Origin of the sequence: Neobacillus bataviensis LMG 21833 (genome assembly GCF_000307875.1) — a bacterium.
Classification (GTDB): Bacteria; Bacillota; Bacilli; order Bacillales; family Cytobacillaceae; genus Neobacillus; species Neobacillus bataviensis.
Genome location: NZ_AJLS01000154.1, coordinates 1 through 18,427, shown reverse-complemented (window position 1 = coordinate 18,427; position 18,427 = coordinate 1). Strand labels below are relative to the sequence as shown.

The window sequence follows — 18,427 nt, the reverse complement described above, 5'->3', positions numbered from 1 at the left end:
TAGGGCGGAGAGCGAAGGACACTAGCCGCTAGGGCGCCGGAGCTGGACAATTCTCAAAGTCGAAATTTTATACATTCTTATCTTGTAAAGGTAAATGAATAACGGCGCTGCTACGCGCCGCCGGGAATTTCCTAAACAGATTTGCTCAAAATTCCGATTTTCTCCCCTACCTTAATTTCTTTTGGGATTTTTATAGTGGAATCTATTTGAAAAGTATTCCTTTCGAAAAGCAGCACAACGGTAGACCCAAAACTAAAGTAGGCCATCTCTCCACCCTTTACTAATTCGGATCCCTTATGTGTTGTTTCAATTGAATTAACGAACATGGCGCCAACCTTGACAACAGCCACATGACCGAATTCCGTTTTCACTTCTGTTATCACACGGTAGTTCTTAGCGAGCGTTCTGCGCCCGTACTTTAACCCTAATTTATTCACTGGGTATGATTTTTTTCCAAGTGTCCATTGCTTGGTAACGACTCCGTTCACCGGACTATGAATGCGGTGATAATGACTCGGACTTAAATACAGAACCATGTATGTACCATTTTGGTATTTTGCTAAAAGATCACGATTGCCGAGCATCTCATCAATTGAATAAGTCTTCCCTTTAACGACTATGTCACTAGTCTCCTTAATCGGGCCAACGTCTTCCATGACCGCATCAACAGGGCTGACAACTGTATCATGACTCTTATCAATTTCTCTAGCATTTTTTTTCAATGTCCTCACAAATAAATCATGAAGGGTAGGATATTCTGACAAGCCTTTCTCCATCTCTTCTTGATTCAAATGATAAACCTTAGCGAAAGATGGGACGACAAAACGACTGGCACGAGAACGAGCAAACTTCTTTAAAATGCCGGATGTCCACCTTCCATTCGTTAACTCAATCAAAAGACGATAAAACCCCTGTATCATTGGACTACCCCCAAATAGTGTAAAAATACTCTTTACGAAAAGACATAAAACGCTTAGAATTAAATATTATAGAGTAAACAAAATAAAATGATTCCCCTCTCGTAAAGAAAGGAGTGGTGTGGAGAATGTTTTTATTGGACGTATTGGATCAAACAATAAAAAAGCTGAAATACCAAACAGCAAATGTCATCACATTAACAAATTTATCACTTGGCGGATTTGCGATTGTCTTCGGGATGCACGGAAATTTAAGATTAAGCCTGCTTCTCATTTTTATCGCAGCATTAGCGGATCGCTTTGACGGTATGATTGCCCGAAAATTTAATATTGAATCAGAACTTGGAAAACAATTAGATTCCATGAGTGATATTATATCATTTGGTGTGGCACCAGCACTATTACTATATCAAGGAATTTTAAATGAATTTGGCGGCCCGGGTTCTTTTTTCACTGTATTCTACATCGGCTGCGGAGCATTTAGGTTAGCACGTTTCAACATTACGGAAAGCAATGGCTATTTTACCGGGTTACCGATTACAGCTGCAGGCTGCCTGGCAACCTTAAGCTTTTTAGCCATTCCCTATTTACCATCACAAACGTTCTTATTCATTATCATCATCCTATCATTCCTAATGGTTAGTTCATTTAAACTTAAAAAAGTATAAAGAATACAATTTTGACCTTAGCTTGCTAGCTAAGGTCATTTTTATTTTTCATCAAAAAAAAGTTTCTGGACAGACACAATTTTCTGATTTCCTCATAGGAATTATTAATAGGCTTTAGTCCAAATAAAGCACGGGGGTGGATGTGGATGTCTGGAATCTTAACAGCTCTCGGTTACCTAATGAAGGAATTTTTATTTCTTGTTTCATATGTAAAAAATAATGCTTTCCCGCAGCCCCTATCTGCTGCTGATGAACGAAAGTATCTACGGTTAATGGCAGAAGGGGATCCGCATGCGCGTAATATGTTAATCGAACATAACCTAAGGCTTGTCGCGCATATCGTAAAAAAATTCGAAAATACCGGGGAGGATTCAGAGGATTTAATCTCAATAGGAACGATTGGTTTAATTAAAGCCATAGAGAGCTACTCAGAGGGGAAAGGTACAAAGCTTGCTACCTATGCTGCAAGATGTATTGAAAATGAAATTCTGATGCATTTACGGGCGCTTAAGAAGACAAAAAAGGATGTTTCACTGCACGACCCGATCGGCCAAGATAAAGAAGGAAATGAAATTTCATTAATCGATGTGCTGAAATCTGAGTCCGAGGACGTCATTGATACGATTCAACTGAACATGGAGCTTGAGAAAATTAAAAAATATATCGAAGTCCTCGATAATCGCGAAAAAGAAGTCATCATTGGCCGATTTGGTCTCGATTTGCAAAAAGAAAAGACACAGCGAGAGATTGCGAAAGAACTAGGAATCTCAAGGAGCTATGTCTCCAGGATTGAAAAGCGGGCACTGATGAAAATGTTTCATGAATTTTATCGGGCAGAGAAGGAACGAAAGAAAAAGAGTTAAAAACTCGCCTGTGGGCGAGTTTTTATTTACCATTTTCTAAAAGCCTTTTCCAATTTTGGCCACCATCTATGGATTGGTATAAATCATTTTTATAGGTGGTAAAAGCAATTTGGTTTTTATTTTTTGGATTTACTGCCAAATAGGTAATCGGATTATCGTAATCTAGAAATGGGAAGGTCATGTTTATTTGTTCACCGGATGAAGGATTAATCGTCTTTAACAAGATCTTATCGTTTTCAACACTTGAAAATAAAATAGAGTCCCCGCTAAATGTTAATGCAGTAACCATAACAGGATCCGTAATGTGCTTCATTGTATTTCCGTTATCAATTGAATAATAGATACCTGACCTTGTAGCCATTGCCAAAGTATTACCAGCTTCCGGATGAATCGCCATCATTCCATACGAATCAGCGTTAAACTCCTTGAGGCCGCTCTTTTTCCACGTGCTCCCGTTATCAGTAGAGTAGTTCACCCCTAAACTCAACTGACCATTCGGCTGCTCACCAATCACATATAGGCCATCTCCCGAAAAGCTCGCTGCGGTGAAATGAAAATTAGCATTTCCATAGAAGGCTAATTTTTCAAGTGTTTCCCCTTTATCAGTACTTTTTACCAATCCAAGGGGATCCTTCAAATTCGTCCCTTTTTGCGGATGCCCGCTCGCAATAAAACCTGTTTCTACCGCTTGAAAGCCAATATAATCGTGTTGATTGGCTGTCGTTTCATACCACAATGCATCCTTGTACATTTTTAAGCCGTCATTTGCAGCCACATATAAGGCATTGTCATTCCCCGGATAGCCAATTCCTCGGATATTTTTTAGCTTAAACGATTTCGCCTCGACTATTTCAAAATTCGTTTTTGTGATAGTCTTGTTTTCCTCCTTTGTCTGTTCTGGCTTCTCACTCTTGTTCGAGCAGCCAGCGGCGACAAGTAGGATTCCCATAAGGATGACCGAAATCATTTTTATTTGAACCTTCATTTTTATCCTCCTGAAAAACTTCATTAAATTCTAAGATACCCATCCACATATACCCCAGTCAACGTGAGGTTGTCAACTAATTGGCCCATCCATTAATCTTTTCTTAAAAATTTTATTTCTGTTCCATGGACATACACTTTTGCCTATACAGGAAATAATAGGGGCTCATACGCTACTATAAAGGGGAAAGGGGGGAATCTTGATGCCATACGGATATCCATCTGCTTTCGGTTACCCGGCACCCTATCCTGCTTATCCTAGTCCATATGTAAGGGGCGGGATATGGTTTGCAGTCATCATCGTTCTGTTTATTCTATTATTAATCTTCGGTGCCTGGTGGTGGTTTAGCTGTTATTATTAGGAGCGGGTTGCGGCTTATGCACTTACTGCATGAGCCATTTTTTTATTTTGAAAAGCGCAAAAAATAGAATTCTCCGAAAAGTAGACATATAATAAATAGATACATATATAAAGGAGGTACCTAGAATGACAGCGACTACATATTCAGAAGTCTGGAATCTAGATGTATTTTTTAAAGGAGGAAGCGACTCCCCAGCGTTACAGGAGCATTTACTTCAAACCGAGGAACTGATCAACCAGTTCGAGGCAAAAGTGAACAACTGGACACCGATTAGTTCACTTGAGGATGCCAAGTATTTGCAGGAATTACTTGCCGATTTAGAAGGATCTATGAAAAAGTTAATTCAGGCCGGTGCCTTTGTTGGCTGTTTACTTGCACAAAATACAGAGGATAAAAAAGCCTATTCCCTTGATGCGAAAGTAACAAGCTTAAACGCAACTTTCCAGACAGCACTCGGGTCATTAGACAATTTGCTGACAACGATTGAGGATACAGTTTGGGAGCAAATTGTAAACAGCGCACCATTAAAGGACCTTGCTTTTGTGTTAACGGAAAGTCGTGAAAAAGCGAAGGAGAAGCTGTCTAAAGAAGAGGAAGCCCTAATCAGCGCCCTTGAAGTCGATGGCTATCATAGCTGGGGTCAGTTGTATGACTTAATTGTCAGTAAAATCAAAGTCTCATATACCGAAAACGGTGAGGAGAAACTGCTTTCTGTCGGTCAAGCCTCCAACAAATTCTCAAGCTCCGACCGGAGCGTCCGTTCAACAGTTTTTAAAAATTGGGAAAAGTCTTGGGGTGAGCAGGCAGATTTCCTAGCGAAAACGTTAAACCATCTTTCCGGGTTCCGCTTGAATGTCTACAAAAAAAGAGGCTGGGAAGATGTCTTAAAGGAACCGCTCGGCATTAACCGGATGAAAAAAGAAACACTGGAAACGATGTGGGCAGTTATTTCGGAAAATAAACAGAAGCTGGTACAATATTTAGAGCGTAAAGCAAAGCTCTTGGGCTTAGATAAGTTAAGCTGGTTTGATTTAGATGCACCATACGGCAAAACTGAAACAAAGGTTTCCTATCAAGAAGGAGCCAAATTTATTGAAGAGAATTTTGCCCTTTTTGGCGATAAATTAGCTTCTTTTACAAAGAGTGCGTTCGAGGAGCAGTGGATTGAGGCTGAGGATCGTCCCGGTAAAGCACCCGGTGGTTTTTGTACCGGTTTCCCTGAAAGTGAACAATCCCGAATTTTCATGACGTATTCCGGGACCCCTTCAAATGTTTCCACACTGGCGCATGAGCTAGGGCATGCTTTTCATTCTTTTGCAATGAGAGATGTCCCATTCCTTAACTGTAATTATGCGATGAACGTGGCCGAAACCGCCTCCACCTTTGCGGAAATGATTGTCGCCGATGCGGCCGTCAAAAATGCGATAGACGAAGAAGAAAAGCTGGTTCTTTTAGATGACAAAATCCAAAGAACTGTTGCCCTTTTAATGAATATTCACGCCCGTTACTTGTTTGAAACACGTCTTTATGAGGAAAGAAAGCAAGGAACTGTATCGGTAGAAAAATTAAATGAGTTAATGCTCGAGGCGCAGAAGGAAGCTTACTGCGATGCCCTAGAGGAATATCATCCATTATTCTGGGCCTCTAAGCTGCATTTCTTTATTACAGGTGTTCCGTTCTATAACTTCCCGTATACTTTCGGCTACTTGTTCTCGCTCGGTATATATGCAGAGGCGCTTGAAGAAGGGAAAGGATATGAAGAAAAGTATATAGCTTTATTGCGCGATACGGCTTCGATGACGGTAGAAGAACTCGCGCAGAAACATCTGCAGGTTGATCTCACTCAAAAAGACTTCTGGGAGAAAGCTGTTCACATCTGTCTTGATGATATTGATGAGTTCTTGGAACTAACTGAGAAAAAATAATATAAGAGAAAGAAAAGCATCGGCCGTTAAATCTTAGCCGATGCTTTATTTCTATTCCACACTTACTTCAGCCGAGATTACGCAGCCGATTGCTCCAGTAATAATTAAGGCGATCACCATCATGAACATATTCTCCACCCCTTAGATAGATCATGCATTTCTTTATCTTCAATTTATCATGTTTTCACCGTAACTATCTTAGGGAAAAGTGAACATTTTGTTAACAAAGCGTTTATAGTGTTTTAAAGTATTTAATCCAATAAGCTCATTTTGATTCTTTTTTCTTCGGTTTAAAAATTAGCGACAATAATAAAATATGCAGTGGCATTTTCGTTACCTCCTATTTAAAGTTCGGCTAGGTGGTATCCTTCATATACCATAAACTAGCCCCTCGTCCTTGCATTAGAAAAAACAACATATTAAAAACCACCTTTCATAATGTATTATTTTTTTACTGCTTACATAATTCGGAACATTGATGCTTGGCGTTCTTTGTTCTTTTCGTAAAGCTTTTCGATCATTTCCTGATGTGCAGCTTCTTCAAAACTCATTTTTCGTTTTTTGATTGTAATTGAGAAAAATAAGATATTTAGGGTCATTTCTACCACCTCCTTAAAAGGATTTTTTCTTTTTTTATCCAGCAACATCTTCACAATATTCAAGACATATCCATTTTGCGAGAAAAAAGGGCACAAAAAGGCCGCAAGAAGTCACTCCCCTGCGGCCAGCTTTTTTTAGACACAAAAATACCGCAGGGCGTCATTCTCCCTGCGGCATGGATATGTATTGTAACAAAATGTTAAGCAATCCATTCCAGTCTGGTCGAATGCGAGATATTAAAATATACAGTTTTCATGCCAGCAACAGCGCCAATTGCAATAACTAATAACATCATGTTCTTCGACCTCCTTTGGAATTTTTTACTTACTACGGTAATTATATCCACCTACCATTAATTTGTAAACCTTTTTGAATAAACTTTTTTATAAATATTTAAAAAAAGGCTCGCCTCACCCATAGAAAAGGCACCATGTGAAAAATTCACATGGTGCCTGACACCCTTTACACTATTTATACTATTTTCACTATAACTACTCTAAAGCTTGTGTAAGATCCTCGATTAAGTCTTCTATATCTTCCAGGCCGACGGAGATGCGCACTAGTCCGTCTGTGATGCCTAGTTCTGCCCGCCGTTCTGCCGGAATGGATGCATGGGTCATTCTTGCTGGAACAGATATTAAGCTTTCAACAGCACCAAGGCTTTCTGCTAAGGTAAAATATTTCACTTTACTTAACAATCGATCCGCATTTTCCGCACTGCCTACATCGAAGGAAACCATGCCGCCGAATCCTCTTGCCTGTTTCTTTGCGATCTCATGATTTGGATGTGACTCTATTCCAGGGTAAAATACTTTCTTCACATTAGCATGCCCTTGTAAGAATCCAACAATCTCCTTCGTATTCGTTTCGGTTTCTTCCATGCGGATCCCTAATGTTTTGATTCCTCGGATTAACAGCCATGAATCCTGAGGCCCTAGAACACCGCCAGTTGAGTTTTGGACAAAATGAAGATCTTCGGCAAGCTTATCACTGTTAACAACTACTAATCCCGCCACTACGTCGCTATGGCCGCCAAGATATTTTGTCGCACTATGAAGAACAATATCAGCGCCAAGCTCAATCGGATTTTGCCAATATGGAGTCGAGAATGTATTATCAACAATTGTTAAAAGACCATGTTCTTTTGCAATTCCCGCTGCCGCCTCGATATCCGTTATTTTCAACAGTGGGTTTGTCGGTGTTTCTAAATAAACAGCCCTTGTGTTTGGTCTAATTTCACTTTTAATATTGTCCAGATTGCTTGTATCAACAAACGTCGAATCAATTCCGAAACGATTCAGCACCTTCGTCATAACACGGAATGTGCCGCCGTACACATCATCCGTTAAGATGACATGATCACCACTGTTAAAGAGCATGATGACAGCGGTAATGGCCGCCATACCAGAACCGAAAGCAAATCCGGCACTTCCACCCTCGATATCCTTAATCAGCTCTTCAAGCGCATGTCTGGTTGGATTCCCAGTACGGGAATATTCGAAGCCCTTATGGCCGCCGACACCTTCCTGTTTATACGTACTTACTTGATAAATCGGGAAAGAAACCGCACCTGTTGCCGGGTCTTCACTGATGCCCCCATGAATCAATTTCGTCTTTCTTCTCATTCTAAATTCCCCCCTCAAAGATTTTTTTGCTTAAATATCGTTCACTGCCGTCTGGAAAAATAACCACAATGTTCGTACCTGACTTTGCTGTTTCAGCCTCTTTTAATGCTGCATGGAATGCAGCACCGGAGGAACTTCCAACAAGAAGCCCCTCTTTAGCGGCCAGCTCTTTCACGAAATGAAAGGCATCCTCATCTGCTACGGTATGAATGGCGTCAAAATAGTCAGGTTCCATAAACGTGGGCAGGAATTCCATCCCAATCCCCTCCGTTTTATGCGAGCCTGATTCACCGCCATTTAAAATGGATCCCTGAGGCTCAACAATGACTGTTTTAATCTGCTTCTTCTGTTCTTTCAAATAACGCGCAGTCCCCATAAAGGTGCCGCCTGAACCTGCACCGGCTACAAAAATATCAATGTCACCATCGAGCTGCGACCAAAGCTCCGGCCCTAAGGTCTTATAATACGTAGCAGGATTCGCAGGGTTAGCAAATTGCTGTGGGCAATAGGAACCAGGAATTTCTTTCAAAAGCTCCTCCGCCCTAGCAATCGCCCCCTTAATCCCCTGCTCTGTAGGCGTATGAACGACCTTCGCCCCTAGAGCCCTCATGATTGCCTGCTTTTCCATGCTGAACTTTTCGGGTACACAAAAAATGACTTGAACCCCTTTATTAATTGCGGCAAGTGCTAACCCAATCCCTGTGTTTCCGGCAGTCGGCTCAATAACTGTTCCGCCTTCTCGAAGTTTTCCACTCGAAAACGCCTCACGTAACAGCTCGACGCCAAGCCGGTCCTTGACACTTCCCCCAGGGTTCATGAATTCCAGCTTCGCAAAAATGCGAACGCCTTCAGGCAATAAAAACTGTGTAATTTCAACGATTGGTGTGTGCCCAATTAATTCATGTACATTTTTGTAGACCTGCATTTCTCCACCCCTTAGTGCTTTTTTAACCTCGCATGTACGGGCAGGATGACCCCATAAATTGTCGATTTACTATAAAGCTGCAACCATTTTCATCACCAAGGTAGCAGAATTAGTCGCTGCCTTATCAATAAATTGATCAAACGAAATTTCGGATTCTTTTCCGGCAATATCGGAAAGTGAACGAATAATCACAAAAGGAACTCCGAATCGGTGAGCCACTTGAGCGATTGCCGCGGCCTCCATTTCAACCGCTTGTAACTCCTCAAATTTCGAGCGAACAAAATCGACGCGGACTGGGTCTTCCATAAATGAATCGCCCGTCACAATCAAGCCCTTTACAATTTGGAAGTTTTCCAGTTCCTTTGATGCGGCTTCGGCCACAGAAATTAATTTTTCATCAGCCGCGAATGCAGCTGGTAGCTGAGGTACCTGGCCATATTCATAGCCAAACGCGGTAACATCGACATCATGATGGCGGACTTCCGTTGAAATAACGGCATCCCCAACATTAAGCGCAGGATTAAAGCCCCCTGCTGATCCCGTATTAATAACACAATCAGGCTGATATTTTTCAAGCAGGATGGTCGTTGACATTGCAGCGTTTACCTTTCCAATCCCGGAACGCAACAGGATGACATCTTCACCTTGCATCTTTCCAAATGTAAATTCACAGCCTGCGACAGTTTCCTGTGTTTGCCCCTCAATATTGTTTCGTAGTAAAGTGACTTCTTCTTCCATTGCTCCGATGATAGCTATTTTCATTACTTAAACCTCTTTCTTATTGCTTAACAATTAGTTATTATGGTATTAATCCCCATTAATATACTATGAATTTAACCAGAATCATGTTATCATACTTCAACCGTTTACTCAAATGCATTGCGAGCATCAGAAAAAATTACTAAAATGAACATAGAGAAAGGATGATTTCTGTGAATTTTCAGTTCGATTTAATAGAGGATAAAGTTGAATTTTTCGAGGCTAATAATTTAAAAACATTGCAAAAAAAGATTGAATCACAAATTGATGAAAATAAAGCTATCATGCTGGGTGTTCATTCCGTATCCCACCAAATGCATGTGAATGAAAATGGACAAACCTACTTTACGGCAGTTGTTCATTTTAAAAAGAAATAGGATGGTGCCTCTTATTAGGCCCCATCCTTGTTTTATTGTCCAGCTCCAGCGCCTAGCCCCTGGGTCATAAGCCGCCCCGCTGTTGTGGCTGAGGAACTGCCTCCTCGCGGTTCGTCTTATGCCATGCCTGAGGCTGACCAAGGCGCTTCCGCTTTTCTTGTTATTCACCCGTTATATTGATAACCTGAGTCGGTTTCCATCCTTGGCCATCAACCCACTCGATAAATACTTTATATTTTTCCTTTGTATCTTTTGCAGAAACAGTACCTACTGAGGCATTTGCTTTAGCTGGATCCTTGCCAAGCCAAAGGACAGTCATATTACTATTCTCAATTCCAGTGGCATATGAAATGGCATTCAGCATTTCATCCCAATCCACACCACTATATACTGGTGTATGTTCACCTGTTTGGACTGTACCAACAGGTTTCCAAGAAGGATTTTCGATTGTTTTGCCATCATCAGAAACCACAGCCTCTGATTCATTGGCCTGTTCTGGGGTGGATGCTTCTTCGCTTGGTTGTTCTTTTTGATCAGCATTATCTGAAGAACTGTCATCCTTTTTGACGTTTTCATCTTTTTTCTTTTCCGCGCCCTCTTTATGTGTCGTTTCTGTTTGTCCCACTTTAGGATCCTGCTGCTTTGGAGCTGCTTTTTCATCCCCGCCTGATAGAAAAATAGTATATGCGACAAAAATAATGAGCAGCAACACAATGATGATTAAACTATTTAAAACGAGATTGGTCTTTTTTCTTTTCGCCCGGTAGCCGGAACGCGATTTAGCATTGAAATCATTACTCAAGATAATCCCTCCGTAAAAATAAGGCTCTCAATATTCTAACATGATTTACTGGGAACTTGAAGGAAAAACCTTTATCACTCTTCGTTACCTTGCTCTTTTTCATAAAGCATCTTGACCATATCGGTAAATAACAAATTAATCCCGCCTTCCGAATCCATCACATCCAAGTTCACAGTCACGAGCACATATTTGGGATTTTGATAAGGAAAATAACCGGCAAACCACTTATTATGCAGCTGCATGCCATTTTCATATTTCCCCGTTTCGGCAGTGCCTGATTTACCTGCCACTTCATATGGCAAGTCCTTAAACCATCTACCCGTACCATTGGGGTTTAGTACTACTTCCCGCAGTAATTTTTGCAGTTTCATTGCCGCGTACGGAGAAATGATATCCCCTTTTAAGCTGGTTTCAGGAAAATCAACCATCGTCGTGCCGTTTTTATACTCGATTTTAGAAACAGCACGAACCATTTCCTTTTTACCCCCTCTTGCTATTGTGGCCATCATATTGGCGACAGCTAATGGTGTGACGCGGACCTCGTGTTGGCCAATTCCGGACATCGCAGCAAAATTGGCATCTTTTCTAGCTTCATCAGTCAAGAAGACTCTCCCATCATCCTCATTCGCGAATTGTTTGAAATCGCTTGTATGATAGACATCCCCCTGCCAGCCAACAGACCCGACTAGCGACAGTTTGGTCGCATACTCTTCTAAAAGATGTGGATTCGTTTTTTGTAATTCCTTTGCTAGCTCGCCAAATGTGTGATTACAGCTTCTTGCAAAGCTGGTCGTAAAATCCAGCATACCATAATTATATTTTAATTCCGGTTTACCATTAATCTTTTTACTGCAATCAAATAGACGGGTTGGGTCATCAAGATTTTGGTCAATTGCCGCTGCAGCCACAACCGTTTTAAAAATAGAACCGGCAATTTGTTGCTTCATCATCATATTGCTAATTCCCCCACCGCTGTATGGATCCCTTTTATTAATCGCCGGTCGGGAAACCATGGCGAGCACACTATTATCCTCCATATCAAGGAGAACTAGGCCGCCTTTTTTGATTTGGTATTGATCAACAAGATCCTCCGCTCTTTTCTGCAGATCCTTGTCAAGGGTTGTTCGAACGTTTACAGGATAAAATGGATTAGCCGGATCAACATATTTAACATTAATGCCGAATAATGGACCACCAGAGCCATCGACATGGTAAACGAGCTTTGATTTTCCTTCCGGAAGCAGGAATTCATCAAAACTTTCCTCAAGCCCTGATACACCGAGCAGTGTCTTTTCGGATAGTTCTTTGTTTGGATAACGCTTATTTAATTCCTTTGGATTTTCCCTTGTCAGGCCAATTAACTGTTCCGCTGGGATCTCTGAACGCTCAAACTTCTTTTCAATCGCAAACACCCCTGGAATTTTTAAAGCGTTGATCCTTTTCATTTGCGATTTGGTCAGTTCAAATGGCTGTGGATCACCAAAGGCGAACGGCTTTTTTGCCTCTTCTACAGCCAGTTTAAGTACATTTACTGAAATTCCGGAAATGGCAGAAACCTTCTCAATCTCCCAATCCATCTTTTTTAAAAAAGGGAAAAGGACGAGGACAGGAACCTTGTTGTGCGTCAGCATAACCCCATTTCGGTCAAGGAAGTTGCCTCTGCCATTATCAATCACCAATTCCTGTGTTCGTTGTTTGACACTTTCCTCAAGTAAATTCACATTATGTTTCGAAAAGGTCTTGGTCTCCACCAATTGAATTTGCATTAAGCGCACCAATAGAAGGAGTAAACCGGTTATACAAATAAAAAGCCATCCAAGTGCCCGTCTTTTCCACATAAAAAACACCTCGTCAAAAGTTTTGACGAGGTTCTAGCATTTCAAACAATATTGAGATGAATTGTTATTATTTCATTTAGTTAATCTTTGTAATCCGAACGCTCATTTCACCGCCTGGTGTTTGAACGGAAACTTGATCGCCAACCTTTTTACCTAAAAGACTTTTCGCAATCGGCGAGTCATTTGATATTTTCCCTTCAAATGGATCCGCCTCGGCACTGCCAACAATGGAATAAGTTTCTTCTTCCCCATCAGGAAGTTCAATAAATGTAACGGATCTGCCAAGTGCGACAGAATCACCAGCGATTTCGCTTTCGGCAATAATCTTTGCATTGCGGATCATATTTTCTAACGTCGTAATACGTCCCTCGACAAATGCCTGTTCTTCTTTCGCTGAATCGTACTCAGAGTTTTCAGATAAGTCGCCAAAACTTCTGGCAATTTTAATTCTTTCTACCACTTCTTTACGTTTCACCGATTTTAAGTATTCAATTTCTTGTACAAGTTTGTCTTTTCCTGCTTGTGTCATAGGAAATACTTTCTCTGCAGCCAAAACCCTCACTCCTTCAAGTCTTCACAATCCCCCATTAGAATTGTGTATGTAGTATATGTAGATCGATTGCCATATGGCAAATACATAGTAGCGCGTCCATTTTAAAAGGGGACGCGCTAAAATTATTTATTTTAAGTCTTTTCTGATGCTATTGTGTCATAAAAATGACTTTTGTTCAAGAATTGTTTGAATTTTTGTGACCATTAAATCGACGGCAACATGGTTTTGGCCACCTTCAGGGATTATGACATCCGCATAACGCTTCGTTGGTTCAATAAATTGGTTATGCATTGGACGGACAACATTCAGATATTGATCGATGACCGAATCGAAAGTCCGTCCCCTTTCGCGAATATCACGAGTCAGACGGCGGATGATTCGTAAATCTGCATCCGTATCAACATACAATTTGATGTCCATTAAATCGCGGAGACGCTCATCCTCAAGCACTAAAATCCCTTCTAATATGATTACATCCTTTGGTTCAACCGGAATGACTTTATCTGAACGAGTGTGGATGGAATAATCATATACAGGCTTTTCTATTGCTTCATAGCGTAAAAGTTTCTCAATATGCTCGATTAGTAAATCATTATCAAAAGCAAGCGGGTGATCATAATTTGTCTTCAACCGTTCCTCAAAGGGCACATTATGTTGATCCCTATAATAATAATCCTGCTCGATCACCAAAATCGAATGATCTTTTAAACTTTCGTATATGGCCTTCGTTACACTGGTTTTTCCAGATCCGGAGCCACCGGTTACACCAATAACGACCGGTTTCTGCATCATGCGTTCTCCTTTCGCATCATGTTGTTAGGGTACACCGGTTTGTCCAATTTAAATTGCACAATCTGAAGGGGATGTCTAGCTGCATCCAATTCATTACCTTTTTCATCCCAAATTTTATCAATCACATGCGTAAAGTTTTGAATTTCCGGTCCGAAAAATTCAACTTCTTCGCCCGGTTTAAAATGGTTTCGCTGCTGTAATGTCACCATTTGTGTTTCTTCGTTATAATCCAGCACTAGACCAACAAATTCAAACTTTGTCTTCTTGCTATGATTACCAAACATTTGCTCTTTATACCCCGGAACCCCTTCAAAAAAGGCAGGCGCCGTCTCACGATTCGCACATTTATCAAGTTCTTCTAACCATTCATGCTGAATGACAAAATTCTCTGGATCTACACAATAGGCATCGATCACCTTGCGGTAAACACTAACAACTGTTGCAATGTAATGAATTGATTTCATCCGGCCTTCAATTTTCAAGCTGTCAATTCCAAGTTCAATCATTTTTGGAATCGATTGAATTAAATTAAGATCCATGGGACTCATAGCAAACGGGTCGTCATTGTCTCCGTGAAAGGAAACTTCATTGTTGTTATCTTCAAACTTATAAAGATCATAATTCCAACGGCATGACTGACAACATCCGCCGCGGTTGGAATCCCGTGCCGTCATGTGATTACTTAACGTACAGCGTCCGGAATAAGCGATACACATTGCACCATGGACAAAGGTTTCAATCTCAACATCGACCTTTTCCTTCATTTCCCTGATTTCTTCCGCGCCTACCTCACGGGCTAAAACGACACGTTCTGCACCTGATTCCTTCCAAAACTGAGCAGTCCGCCAATTCGTTATGGATTGCTGCGTACTGATATGAATTTCTATCGCTGGTGCAATTCGGCGGCAAGTTTCAATAATGAGCGGATCCGCAACAATAATTCCTGCAATTCCAGTCTTTTTTAAGCCAAGAATATAATCCTCCAAGCCTGCAATATTTTCATTATGAGCAAAAATGTTAGTGGTCACATAAATCTTCGCTCCGTATTTCTTAGCAAACTCGACCCCTTCTTTCATTTCTTCGAAGGTAAAGTTATCTGCGTTCGAGCGGAGACCATATTCCTGTCCGCCAATAAACACGGCATCTGCACCATATTGAACAGCAATTTTTAATTTTTCCAGATTGCCTGCTGGTGCAAGGAGTTCTGGCTTCTTCACTATGACACGTTTTCCATCAATGATTTCAGAGATCTTATCTTTAACGGTATTCATGATTGAACTCCTCCCTTTTAATAAACAGTTTCCTTGAAAAAGAAGCCCGTATCTAATGAACGATTGGCCGGTTGAATTTCCTCAATGGATTCCAATAGCTCGTCCTTTTTATCTTCATAATCGTCAGGATCTTCCATAAATAAATCGATGGCTTCACGATAAAGTTTTGTCACAGCCAAAATATATTCTGAACTCTTTAAGATGCCGTCAATTTTAAAACAATCAACCCCTGCTTCAAGCATTTCTTGCAGTTCATCAATAATACAAATATCATTTGGACTCATAATATGAGTACCGTTCTCATCCTCAAATATCGGATATTTATTTTCACGTTCTTTATCGTGTAAAAACATATTTTTTTCCATCTTGCGATTTTCTATTTCCATGACTTTTCCTTGATACTCAAAATAGTTACCAAGCAGTGAACGTTTCGATTGGAACATGCAAGTCATTCCATGTACTAGTACTTCAATTTCTACTTCTGCATTTTCTTTTATTTCCACGATAGCATCCATGTTAATCTCACGGGCAAGTACCGAACGTTTGGCACCTTTTTTGCCCCAATAATTGCAAGAAAACCAATTCGTACCAAGTGTTTCCGTACTCCAATGAAGCTTCATTTCAGGAACAACTTCCTTCGCCGTCATTAAAACAGCCGGATCGCCAAAGATAATAGCATCTGCATGGGCCGCCGCGGCAAATTGAAGATAGTCAGCAAGCTCGTCAATTTTTTCATTATGAAAAATAGCATTCATCGCCACATACACTTTTTTCCCCTTGCCATGAGCAAGTTCAATCGCCTTTTGGACATCGTCACGATTAAATTCTCCAGCAAGTCGTAGTCCATATCGCTGCTCACCGACTACAAATGCATCTGCACCGGCTTCCGCCAAGGGTAAAATATCGTCAACTGTCAATGGAGTGACAAGCAATTCTGTTTTCTTCATTTCCTCTCACCTCTCCTTTTGCTGATAGCAACCCCGTCCCCCACAGGGATAATCACGGAGTCATAATCATGATGATTCATTAACCAGTGGTTAAAGTCATCAATTTTTTTAACAAGATTACGGGTTCTTTTTGATTCAATCTCTTCTTCCGCGACAAGACCTTTAAATAAAACATTATCAGTGATAATCATTCCGTCCGGGCTTAGAAACTTTTCATACATCATAAAGAACTTTTTATATTGTCCTTTTGCCGCATCGATAAATATGGCATCATACGGAGCATGGACGCTTACTTGTTCTTCAACTTCCAGCGCATCACCTTCGATTAAGATGATTTGCTCCCCGTTCACAGAACGACCGATAAATTCTTTTGCCACATGAATTCGTTCACCATCACGCTCAATCGTTACGATTTCACCACTTGGTATCGCATCTGCCATCCGTAAGGCAGAATAACCAATGGCTGTTCCAACCTCTAGAATTTTTTCGGTACGATGAATCCGCAGTAATTGCAGCATTGTTTCAATACCGGCAAGCTCCATAATCGGGACATTATGTTCTTTCGCATAGCTCTCCATTTCCATAAACAATGGTTTTCGTTCTTGAATTAAACCTTCAATATAAAAATGCAGCTTCTCATTTAACAAGCTGCCGTCACCTCAATTCTTTAAAGCATTGTTACCATTCCATAATGCTCTTTAGACATGAAAAAATAGCGTTCACAGGAAATAACGAGCTGAAAAGTTCAACTCTGCACGTTTTTTGGTCAAATATACCCGCAAAAAACCTTACTGTGAGTTACGCTATAGAATACATATTAAAACACCTGAATTATTTTATCATAAAAAAAGGGAGAATGCTAATCTTTCCCCCGTTAATTTATTATTTTTTATTGGTAATATGCTTTGCCTTTTCCTGATTATGCTCTTCCAATGTTTTTGTAAAAATAACATTGCCTTCTGCGGTTGCTAGGAAGTAATAATAATCCGTTGCCTGCGGTTCCAGTGCCGCTTCAATCGAATCTTTTCCGGCGCTAGCAATCGGCCCTGGAGGAAGTCCAGTATTTTTATACGTATTATATGGTGAATCCACTTCCAAATCCTCATATAAAACTCGGTCTTTATGTTTCCCCTGCGCATATAAAACCGTTGGATCTGTTTGCAGTGGCATTCCTTTTTTCATCCGATTGTAGAAAACACTGGCAATCGTTTTACGATCGGCTTTTTCCGTAGCCTCCTCCTCCACTAAAGAGGCCATCGTTAATAATTGATGAACGGACAGATTCTTTTCTTTACTCTTTTCAGCATAGTTGGATAATACATTTCGGGTTTTATCCAGCATGGCTGTAACTACTTCTTCAACAGATGGATTTGGCTTATAAAATGGGTAGGTAGCTGGAAATAGGTATCCTTCAAGTGGATATTTTACCGTCGAATGTAAAACCTCATCTGTTAAAATGTCCGGGTATTTGGCCATTAGTGTTTTAATAAATTCTTTATCATTTAATTTAGTAAACACGTCTTCTTCTTTTTGGTTTGTCGACTTCGCCATAATGGCCGCTATTTCCGAAAGCTGCTTTCCCTCTGGAATCGCAATTTTAAAACTTGCTTTTGCCAGTACTTTACCCGTTTTCAGGCGACTGACAATTTCCGCGACATCCATTGATGGGCTTAGCTGATAATCCCCAGCCATAAATCCGCCTTCATTTTTCAGCTTCACATAATACTTAAATACTTTTGCATTTTTTATAATTCCATTTGCCTCTAATTTCTGACCAATTCCTGTGACAGAGGATCCTAGTGGGATTTCGATTGTTTTTTGATTCTTACTTGTAGAATCCACGGGTTTTAGTGCTGATTGTATGTAGAGATATCCCCCACCGCCGATAACGACGATCAATAATAGCATTAAGATCGAAATGATTGAAACTATTTTACGGACAACCCTTGCTTCATGATGCTGCTCAAGCATTTTTTGCCGAATAACCTCTTTTTTTGTACCTTTATCATCAGATGCCATCGTTTTCCCCCTTCCCATGACCAATGAATATAACAATCACCTACTATTTTTTAAAAAAGATATCTTAATTATTTCAGCACATAGTGAGAAAAATGTCAATTTATCAATGTTTTTGTCTGAAAAGCGCAAGCGCCCTGGTCAGCGGCGTATGGCCTGGAGCGCTCCAACTGAGATAAAGGAAACACGAAGAGCCGGAGGCG

Annotated in this window: 19 protein-coding genes; 5 read left to right on the top strand and 14 right to left on the bottom strand. The window is 40.6% G+C overall.

Annotation, left to right across the window (positions count from 1 at the left end):
* Positions 1–131: 131 nt before the first annotated feature.
* The gene (locus tag BABA_RS23815) at positions 132–920 is read right to left on the bottom strand and encodes a phosphatidylserine decarboxylase (RefSeq protein ID WP_007087831.1); all 789 of its coding nucleotides are present in this window, start codon (positions 918–920) and stop codon (positions 132–134) included.
* A gap of 125 nt (positions 921–1,045) precedes the next feature.
* Here BABA_RS23815 and pssA point away from each other — a divergent pair, with 125 nt between their 5' ends.
* Together pssA and sigK are read left to right on the top strand one after the other, a co-directional pair.
* Positions 1,046–1,585: a CDP-diacylglycerol--serine O-phosphatidyltransferase gene (gene pssA, locus BABA_RS23810; RefSeq protein ID WP_007087830.1), complete on the top strand. Its 540-nt coding sequence runs from the start codon at positions 1,046–1,048 to the stop codon at positions 1,583–1,585.
* Positions 1,586–1,731: 146 nt separating this feature from the next.
* Complete coding sequence (sigK, locus tag BABA_RS23805) at positions 1,732–2,448, top strand: RNA polymerase sporulation sigma factor SigK (protein WP_007087829.1); 717 nt, start codon at positions 1,732–1,734, stop codon at positions 2,446–2,448.
* A 22-nt stretch (positions 2,449–2,470) separates the two neighbouring features.
* Here the strand turns inward: sigK and BABA_RS23800 are convergent, their stop codons facing one another.
* Positions 2,471–3,433 carry a F510_1955 family glycosylhydrolase gene (locus tag BABA_RS23800; protein WP_007087828.1) on the bottom strand — a complete coding sequence of 321 codons (963 nt, stop codon included), beginning with the start codon at positions 3,431–3,433 and terminating at the stop codon, positions 2,471–2,473.
* 202 nt (positions 3,434–3,635) lie between these two features.
* Between BABA_RS23800 and BABA_RS27765 the strand changes: the two genes are divergently transcribed.
* Together BABA_RS27765 and BABA_RS23795 are read left to right on the top strand one after the other, a co-directional pair.
* Positions 3,636–3,794, top strand: a complete 159-nt coding sequence (locus BABA_RS27765; RefSeq protein ID WP_162829849.1) for a hypothetical protein — start codon at positions 3,636–3,638, stop codon at positions 3,792–3,794.
* A gap of 125 nt (positions 3,795–3,919) precedes the next feature.
* Positions 3,920–5,719, top strand: a complete 1,800-nt coding sequence (locus BABA_RS23795; RefSeq protein WP_007087827.1) for a M3 family oligoendopeptidase — start codon at positions 3,920–3,922, stop codon at positions 5,717–5,719.
* Between the two features lie 458 nt (positions 5,720–6,177).
* On the opposite strand, the gene BABA_RS26840 is transcribed toward BABA_RS23795, so the two are convergent.
* The 4 genes from BABA_RS26840 to mtnN form a co-directional block, all read right to left on the bottom strand.
* Complete coding sequence (locus tag BABA_RS26840) at positions 6,178–6,318, bottom strand: YrzI family small protein (RefSeq protein WP_083865532.1); 141 nt, start codon at positions 6,316–6,318, stop codon at positions 6,178–6,180.
* 492 nt (positions 6,319–6,810) lie between these two features.
* Positions 6,811–7,944, bottom strand: a complete 1,134-nt coding sequence (locus tag BABA_RS23790) for a bifunctional cystathionine gamma-lyase/homocysteine desulfhydrase (protein ID WP_007087825.1) — start codon at positions 7,942–7,944, stop codon at positions 6,811–6,813.
* A 1-nt stretch (position 7,945) separates the two neighbouring features.
* Positions 7,946–8,869: a PLP-dependent cysteine synthase family protein gene (locus BABA_RS23785; RefSeq protein ID WP_007087824.1), complete on the bottom strand. Its 924-nt coding sequence runs from the start codon at positions 8,867–8,869 to the stop codon at positions 7,946–7,948.
* A gap of 69 nt (positions 8,870–8,938) precedes the next feature.
* A complete protein-coding gene (gene mtnN / locus BABA_RS23780; protein WP_007087823.1) occupies positions 8,939–9,631 on the bottom strand; it encodes a 5'-methylthioadenosine/S-adenosylhomocysteine nucleosidase in 693 nt (230 codons plus the stop codon).
* A 170-nt stretch (positions 9,632–9,801) separates the two neighbouring features.
* On the opposite strand from mtnN, the gene BABA_RS23775 reads away from it, so the two are divergent.
* Complete coding sequence (locus tag BABA_RS23775) at positions 9,802–10,005, top strand: DUF2536 family protein (protein WP_007087822.1); 204 nt, start codon at positions 9,802–9,804, stop codon at positions 10,003–10,005.
* Between the two features lie 160 nt (positions 10,006–10,165).
* Here the strand turns inward: BABA_RS23775 and BABA_RS23770 are convergent, their stop codons facing one another.
* The 8 genes from BABA_RS23770 to mltG all read right to left on the bottom strand — a co-directional run bounded on the left by BABA_RS23770 (position 10,166) and on the right by mltG (position 18,227).
* Entirely contained in the window at positions 10,166–10,807 is a 642-nt protein-coding gene (locus BABA_RS23770) for a YrrS family protein (protein ID WP_007087821.1), read from the bottom strand.
* Between the two features lie 74 nt (positions 10,808–10,881).
* On the bottom strand, positions 10,882–12,645 hold the full coding sequence (locus BABA_RS23765; protein WP_007087820.1) for a peptidoglycan D,D-transpeptidase FtsI family protein: 1,764 nt from the start codon (positions 12,643–12,645) through the stop codon (positions 10,882–10,884).
* Positions 12,646–12,721: 76 nt separating this feature from the next.
* Complete coding sequence (gene greA / locus BABA_RS23760; RefSeq protein ID WP_007087819.1) at positions 12,722–13,198, bottom strand: transcription elongation factor GreA; 477 nt, start codon at positions 13,196–13,198, stop codon at positions 12,722–12,724.
* A 156-nt stretch (positions 13,199–13,354) separates the two neighbouring features.
* The gene (udk, locus tag BABA_RS23755) at positions 13,355–13,990 is read right to left on the bottom strand and encodes a uridine kinase (RefSeq protein WP_040347394.1); all 636 of its coding nucleotides are present in this window, start codon (positions 13,988–13,990) and stop codon (positions 13,355–13,357) included.
* Entirely contained in the window at positions 13,987–15,261 is a 1,275-nt protein-coding gene (locus BABA_RS23750) for a peptidase U32 family protein (protein ID WP_007087817.1), read from the bottom strand. Before BABA_RS23750 ends, udk begins: the two co-directional genes overlap by 4 nt.
* Before the next feature lie 17 nt (positions 15,262–15,278).
* On the bottom strand, positions 15,279–16,208 hold the full coding sequence (locus BABA_RS23745; RefSeq protein ID WP_007087816.1) for a peptidase U32 family protein: 930 nt from the start codon (positions 16,206–16,208) through the stop codon (positions 15,279–15,281).
* A complete protein-coding gene (locus BABA_RS23740; protein ID WP_007087815.1) occupies positions 16,205–16,855 on the bottom strand; it encodes an O-methyltransferase in 651 nt (216 codons plus the stop codon). The genes BABA_RS23745 and BABA_RS23740 overlap by 4 nt, the downstream gene beginning before the upstream one ends.
* A gap of 235 nt (positions 16,856–17,090) precedes the next feature.
* Entirely contained in the window at positions 17,091–18,227 is a 1,137-nt protein-coding gene (gene mltG, locus BABA_RS23735) for an endolytic transglycosylase MltG (protein WP_007087814.1), read from the bottom strand.
* Positions 18,228–18,427: the final 200 nt, after the last annotated feature.

Bases quoted from the DNA above. Each gene is read 5' to 3' on its own strand.
- BABA_RS23815 (WP_007087831.1), bottom strand. From the start codon at position 920: ATGATACAGGGGTTTTATCGTCTTTTGATTGAGTTAACGAATGGAAGG.
- pssA (WP_007087830.1), top strand. From the start codon at position 1,046: ATGTTTTTATTGGACGTATTGGATCAAACAATAAAAAAGCTGAAATAC.
- sigK (WP_007087829.1), top strand. From the start codon at position 1,732: ATGTCTGGAATCTTAACAGCTCTCGGTTACCTAATGAAGGAATTTTTA.
- BABA_RS23800 (WP_007087828.1), bottom strand. From the start codon at position 3,433: ATGAAGGTTCAAATAAAAATGATTTCGGTCATCCTTATGGGAATCCTA.
- BABA_RS27765 (WP_162829849.1), top strand. From the start codon at position 3,636: ATGCCATACGGATATCCATCTGCTTTCGGTTACCCGGCACCCTATCCT.
- BABA_RS23795 (WP_007087827.1), top strand. From the start codon at position 3,920: ATGACAGCGACTACATATTCAGAAGTCTGGAATCTAGATGTATTTTTT.
- BABA_RS26840 (WP_083865532.1), bottom strand. From the start codon at position 6,318: ATGACCCTAAATATCTTATTTTTCTCAATTACAATCAAAAAACGAAAA.
- BABA_RS23790 (WP_007087825.1), bottom strand. From the start codon at position 7,944: ATGAGAAGAAAGACGAAATTGATTCATGGGGGCATCAGTGAAGACCCG.
- BABA_RS23785 (WP_007087824.1), bottom strand. From the start codon at position 8,869: ATGCAGGTCTACAAAAATGTACATGAATTAATTGGGCACACACCAATC.
- mtnN (WP_007087823.1), bottom strand. From the start codon at position 9,631: ATGAAAATAGCTATCATCGGAGCAATGGAAGAAGAAGTCACTTTACTA.
- BABA_RS23765 (WP_007087820.1), bottom strand. From the start codon at position 12,645: ATGTGGAAAAGACGGGCACTTGGATGGCTTTTTATTTGTATAACCGGT.
- udk (WP_040347394.1), bottom strand. From the start codon at position 13,990: ATGATGCAGAAACCGGTCGTTATTGGTGTAACCGGTGGCTCCGGATCT.
- BABA_RS23750 (WP_007087817.1), bottom strand. From the start codon at position 15,261: ATGAATACCGTTAAAGATAAGATCTCTGAAATCATTGATGGAAAACGT.
- BABA_RS23745 (WP_007087816.1), bottom strand. From the start codon at position 16,208: ATGAAGAAAACAGAATTGCTTGTCACTCCATTGACAGTTGACGATATT.
- mltG (WP_007087814.1), bottom strand. From the start codon at position 18,227: ATGGCATCTGATGATAAAGGTACAAAAAAAGAGGTTATTCGGCAAAAA.